Genomic DNA, 6166 nt, shown 5'->3' with positions numbered 1-6166 from the left:
TCATGGTAGAGAAAATTATTGAAAATGCGGAAAAGTTTTTTGAAGAAGGAAAAAGAGAAATAGAGGGAATAAATGAAAGTGACTTACTGGAAAAGTGGAAGATAAAATTTCTCGGGAGAAAGTCATATTTGAATCAACTTTTTTCACAAATCCCAAAACTATCAGAAGAAGAAAAGGTAATATGTGGGCAAAAACTAAATGAAATAAAAAAGAAATTGGTGGAACTATATGAAACAGGCAAGTTAAAGGTAAAAAAGAGAGAAATAAAATATAATCTTACTTTCCCAGGAAAAAAAATAACAACAGGAAATTTACATCCAATAACAAAGGTTATAGACGAAATAGTTCAAATTTTTTATAAAATAGGTTTTGGTGTTGCGGAAGGACCAGAAATTGAAACTGATTATTATAATTTTACTGCCTTAAATACTCCGAAAGAACATCCAGCAAGGGATATCTGGGATACATTCTATATAGAAAAAGAAAATAATATACTTTTAAGAACCCACACAAGTCCTGTTCAGGTAAGGATTATGGAAAAATACTCTCCACCTTTAAGAATAATTGCTCCCGGTAAATGTTTTAGAAGAGATGCTTTTGATTCTTCTCATAGTCCTATGTTTCATCAAATTGAAGGACTTATGGTTGATAAAAATATTAAATTTACACATTTAAAAGGAGTCCTGTCTTATTTTATTCATGAATTTTTCAAAAAAGAAGTAAAAGTAGTTTTTTCTCCTTCATATTTTCCCTTTACAGAACCAAGTGCAGAAGTTAGTATTTCATGTGTGATATGTGGTGGGGAAGGATGTTCCACTTGTGGAAATACCGGTTTTCTTGAAATCCTTGGATGTGGAATGGTACATCCTAATGTTTTCAAAAATGTTGGATATGACCCTGAAACTTTTACAGGTTTTGCTTTCGGAATGGGAGTTGAACGGCTTGCCATGTTAAAATATGGAATAGATGATATAAGATACTTTTTTTTCAATGATTTAAGATTTTTAGACCAATTTTAAAAATGAAATATACATATAAAACTTTAATGAATTATATTGATGGGGAAATAAAGAAAGATGACTTTATAAATTATTTAACTATACTTGGTTTGAATCCTAAAATAATAAGAGAATATAAAGATGACTTTATATTTGAACTTGAAACACCTGCAAATAGACCGGACCTTTTAAGTTTTATTGGTATTATAAAAGAAATCATTCCTTTTGGAAATATTTTTTTAAAAAATTTAAGGGAAGAGATAACCGAAGAAATTACGGACTTTATCCCAATTGAAATTGAAAATGAAAATGATTGTCCTTATTATTCCTGTAGAATAGTAAAAAACATTGATAACAAACTTTCTTCAGGAGATTTCAGAAAAATAATAGAAAATATTGGTTTCAGACCTTCTCTTCAAGTTGTTGATATTTCCAATTTAGTAATGTGTGAGACAGGACAACCATTACATATTTTTGATTTTGATAAGATAAAAGGAAAAATAATTGTTAGAAAAGGTAAAAAAGGAGAAAAAATAATAACCATAGATGGTAAAGAAAGAGATGTAGAAGACATTTTAGTTATTGCAGATGAAGAAAAACCAATTGCTATTGCAGGAATTATGGGAGGGATGAACACAGAAGTAACATATAATACAAGAAACATTCTTATAGAAAGTGCATATTTTAATCCTGTTTTAATAAGAAAAGGTAGTAAAAAATTAGGACTTGTTACTGAAGCATCTTTGAGATTTGAAAAGGGATTAAGCGTTTCTATGGCTAAAAATGGAATGGAAAGAGTAACCATAATGATAAAAAAACACTGTGGAGGGAAAATAGGAAAACATAATTTTGCCGGAAATCAGATTATTTCTGAAAATAAAATATATGTTGATAAGGAAAAAGTAGAAAAAATCCTTGGAATACAGATAGAAAAAGAATTTTTAAAAAATTTATTTAGTAAAATGGATTTTTCAATAGAAGAAAAAAATAACATTTTACTTTTAAAAATACCGGAAACCAGGAAAGATTTAAAAGAAGAAATTGATATTATAGAAGAGATTGCAAAATATAGAAAATATTCAGATATTCCTTCAGAAATGCCTGTGGTTAATATTAATCCTTTTTCATTAAATTCAAGTTATGAATTAGTAAAAAACATGAAAAATATTCTTGTTAATCTTGGATTCATGGAAACAATAACTTTGAGTTTTATTTCTGATGAAGTTGTTAAAAAATTCAATCTTAACGCAATAAAAATAGAAAATCCATTATCACAAATGTTTTCTTTTTTGAGAAATTCTTTAATTTTTAATCTTTTTGAAGTACTAAAATATAATATTTCACATCAAAACAAAAAAATTGAGATTTTTGAATTCGGGAAAATTTTTAAAAGGGAAGAAAATAGATACTTAGAATTACAATCTATTACACTCATTTCATTAAACAGTGGAACTTTTTTTGATTTTAAAGGAAAAATTGAACATTTTCTTGAAAAATGTGGCTTGAAAGAAGTGAGTTTTATAAAAAATAACTTTTTTTTAGCACAGGAGGAAGCAAACTGTGATATTTACTTTTTTGATGATAAAATAGGAAATTTATTTATACCCATTGATGAATTGAAAAACTTTTATGGAATAGAAACTGAAGTTTATGTCTGTGAAATTTTACTGGATAAACTTTTACAATATTCAAACTTTGAAAAAAAATTTAAACAATTACCTAAATTCCCTTTTTCTCAGAGAGATTTCTCATTTATTATTTCTGAAAATGTTAACTGGAAGGAAATCGAAAGTGAAATAAAAAAATTAAATCTACCTATAGAAAAAATTGAACTCTTTGATGTTTATAGTGGTAAAAACATTCCTGAAGGTAAAATAAGTATAAGTTTCTCAATAATATTTCGTTTACATGAAAAAACACTTGAAAATTACGAAGTCGATAATTTTGAAAAAAGCATAATTGATAAAATTGAAAAAAAATTTAATGCACAATTGAGAGGTAAAAATGCATAAAATAAACATTCTTGGTAAAAATTATACAATTCACTCTTCTTTTTCTTCAAATGAGATTAACAAAATTGCTAAAGAAATAGATGAAAAATATAAAACATTTGAAAAAGAATATAAAACATTTGATAAAATTGACATACTTATTTTTTATCTTATAGAACTTTACGAGGTTATTCATAAATTAGAAAAAAGATTGTCAAAAGAAGAAGAAATTAAGAACAAAATAAAAAATAAGATAATAGAGATAGAAAAAGATATTATTACAACATTGAAAAACTTGACAATCATTGAATAAGTTGGTAATATAAATTTCATTGCGGGGTGGAGCAGTGGTAGCTCGCCAGGCCCATAACCTGGAGGTCGGCCGTTCAAATCGGCCCCCCGCAACTATAAAAAAATATAGATTAGGGAGCAAAAGGTGAAATTGGGTGGGAGAAAAAACTTAATTTTGGATATAGGTTCAACGAAATTAAGAGCAATTGATTTGGAATATTCAGGAGGGAAAATAACTTTAAGTTACTATAATGAATGTGATATATCAAATATTCCACCCGAAGAAATTGATAACTATTTAAAAACAGAGGGTAAAAATTTTATAAATTCTCTACATTCAAAAAATTTTTATGTTTCTATATCAGGGAGAGGAGTTCTTGTTAGAAGTTTAAATGTACCAAAAGTTCCTTTAAAAAAACTTAAAGATATACTTAAATATGAAGTACAGCAACAAATTCCCTTTCCTCTTGAAGTTGTAAACTGGAAATACCAGATTTTTGAAGAAACAGAACAAAATTATAATGTTTTACTTGGAGCAATAAAAAGGGAGATTCTAAGTGAACACCTTGGGAAAATTTTTTCTCTTGGAATAGAACCTATTTTCATTGATACAGACCTTTTTGCACTTATAAATATTTTTCTATTTTTAAAAAATATTGGAAGAGAAAAATGTCTTGGCTTACTTGAAATAGGAGCAAATTCGTCAAATTTGATAATAAATTACAGAGAAAAATTTCTTGTAAGGTCTTTAACTGTATCAGGAAATACCATTACAACAAATGTTGCTGAGGTTGAAGGAAAGTCATTTTCTGAAGCAGAAAACATAAAAAAAGAAATGGGAATGGGAAATAAAGCCGTATCAAGTATACTTGATAGTTTAAACACAGAATTACAAAATTCAATAGATTACTGGAGATTTACCTTAAAAGGACCGGAAGTTGAAGGTCTATATATATGTGGTGGTTCTTCTCAATTAAAAGGATTGAAAGAATATTTAGAAGAAAAAGGAAGAATGCCTGTTTTTTATTTTAAACCTCTGGAAAATATAGAAGTTCTTCCAGAGTACGATTATTTAAAGGAAAAAGATTTTGAACTTGTTACTGCGATAGGAATTGGATTGAGAAAAGTTATGCCTGTATTTATAAACATTAATTTTTTACCCGAAGAAATAGAAAGATTAAAAGAATTTAGAGCCAACAGACCTTATATTTATCTTTCAGTTATAATGGCTGGTATAATATCAATTACACCAATTCTTTTTTTTAATCAGGATAAAATAATGCTTGAAGGAATATTAAAGGAAATAGAAGTTTCTTTAAATCAGTATGAAAAGTATAAACCAGAGGTAGAAAAACTTGAAAAAGAGATAAACGAAATTAATGGAAAAGTTGGGATTGTCCAAAATTTACTTGATAAGAAAAATATATGGTTGAAAAGAATTCTTTCAATTGGAGAAACATTACCAAGTAGTAAAATTTATATTACTTCTATAACACCGGGAAGTACAACTACAACTCCTTCAGGAACAGGTATAACTTCCCAAGGATTTCCACAAGCACCAGAGATGCCACCTGTTCCACAGGGAGGACCTGAAGCACCTCCACCTCCAGAAGCTCCACAGGGTCCGTCACAACCACCCGGTCCTGAATCTCAACAGCAACCTTCGCAACCACAAGGAGTTACAGTTGAAAGTGGAAATGTATTTACTATATTCGGAGAAGTAATTATTGGTGATATTAAAACTGCTTTTAATGATTTTAAAGATTTTGTTGATAGATTGAGTAAACTTGATTTCATACAAAAAGTTGATATCTCTTTATGTGAAGTAAACAAAGAAAAAAATAAGATAGAATTTTCTTTACTTTTAACTCTAAAATGAAGAAAATTTTAAATTTAATTAAAAGACATTCGTTGATATTATCACTAATAGTAGTTGCAGGAATAATAGGTGGTGGTCAATTTTTAAACCGCAAAATAAACCAGGAAGTAAAAAAAATTGAAAATGAAATTAAAACAAAATATGAGGAAGTTAAAAAATATGAAACAGAAAAAGAAAAAGCACCTTCTCCTGAACTTATTGGAAAATTGAGTAAGAAAAAAGCATTTTTTGAAAAACAATTTGATATTATGTTAAACAGTTTTTCAACTATATATCCCACACCTCCTCAATTTACAAGATATCCTTCAATAGAGTTTAAAGAATATATTTATTATTCAGAAGACAAATTACAAAAAATGGCGAAAATAAGAAATGTTAATATTCCAACTTCTTTTGGTTTTCAGAAAACAGGACTTGTTGATGTCAATCAGATTCCTATTTATACATTACAATTTGAAGTAATTAAAGACCTTATAAAATTAGTTATTGATTCAGGGGTAACAAATATTTCTCCACCTGATTATGGAGTACCACAAAAAGAAGCATTTTATGAAAAAATTCCGATTAAATTAAGTATAACAGGAACAAGTAATGAAATTATAAGATGTATTAAATACTTTGATAATCCATCATCTTATTTTACAGTTGAAAATGTCTCAATTAAAACGATTGGAGAAAATTTCTATCAGGCAGTTATTGACTTATATGCTGTGATACTAAAAACAGAAAAGCATCAGGGATAATAAAAAATGAGTAGAGAAGATAAGAAAAGAAAATTAATTGATTTAAAATTAAAGAAAAAAGAAGAAAGAATAAAACAAAAAGAAAAAATTTTAAAAAATATTAAAATAAAGGATAATCGGAATAATAACGATATAAAAAAGGAAAAAAAACCTGAAGAAGCAGATAAAGCGTTTATATTAAATAGTAAAAGAAAAAAAAAAAGAAGGGAAAAGTATTTAGAATTAAAAGCGAGAAAGAAAGAAGAGAAAGAAAAAGAGAAGCAG

6 protein-coding genes and 1 tRNA gene are annotated in these 6166 nt (G+C 27.4%); all 7 read left to right on the top strand.

Annotation, left to right across the window (positions count from 1 at the left end):
- The first annotated feature begins 2 nt into the window (after positions 1 to 2).
- A complete protein-coding gene (gene pheS / locus PKV21_08580) occupies positions 3 to 1019 on the top strand; it encodes a phenylalanine--tRNA ligase subunit alpha (protein ID HOM27543.1) in 1017 nt (338 codons plus the stop codon).
- Positions 1020 to 1021: 2 nt separating this feature from the next.
- Complete coding sequence (pheT, locus tag PKV21_08575) at positions 1022 to 3010, top strand: phenylalanine--tRNA ligase subunit beta (GenBank protein ID HOM27542.1); 1989 nt, start codon at positions 1022 to 1024, stop codon at positions 3008 to 3010.
- A complete protein-coding gene (locus tag PKV21_08570) occupies positions 3003 to 3302 on the top strand; it encodes a cell division protein ZapA (GenBank protein ID HOM27541.1) in 300 nt (99 codons plus the stop codon). The genes pheT and PKV21_08570 overlap by 8 nt, the downstream gene beginning before the upstream one ends.
- Before the next feature lie 20 nt (positions 3303 to 3322).
- Positions 3323 to 3394, top strand: a tRNA-Met gene (locus tag PKV21_08565).
- Positions 3395 to 3425: 31 nt separating this feature from the next.
- Entirely contained in the window at positions 3426 to 5159 is a 1734-nt protein-coding gene (gene pilM, locus PKV21_08560) for a pilus assembly protein PilM (GenBank protein HOM27540.1), read from the top strand.
- Complete coding sequence (locus tag PKV21_08555; GenBank protein HOM27539.1) at positions 5156 to 5902, top strand: hypothetical protein; 747 nt, start codon at positions 5156 to 5158, stop codon at positions 5900 to 5902. Before pilM ends, PKV21_08555 begins: the two co-directional genes overlap by 4 nt.
- Before the next feature lie 6 nt (positions 5903 to 5908).
- Positions 5909 to 6166 (top strand): hypothetical protein (locus PKV21_08550; protein ID HOM27538.1); only part of this gene is annotated, 258 nt, incomplete at its 3' end.

The organism is bacterium, assembly GCA_035371905.1.
Classification (GTDB): Bacteria; Ratteibacteria; UBA8468; order B48-G9; family JAFGKM01; genus JAMWDI01.
Note: the sequence above shows the minus strand (reverse complement) of the source record. Positions and strands in the feature narration are given on the sequence as shown.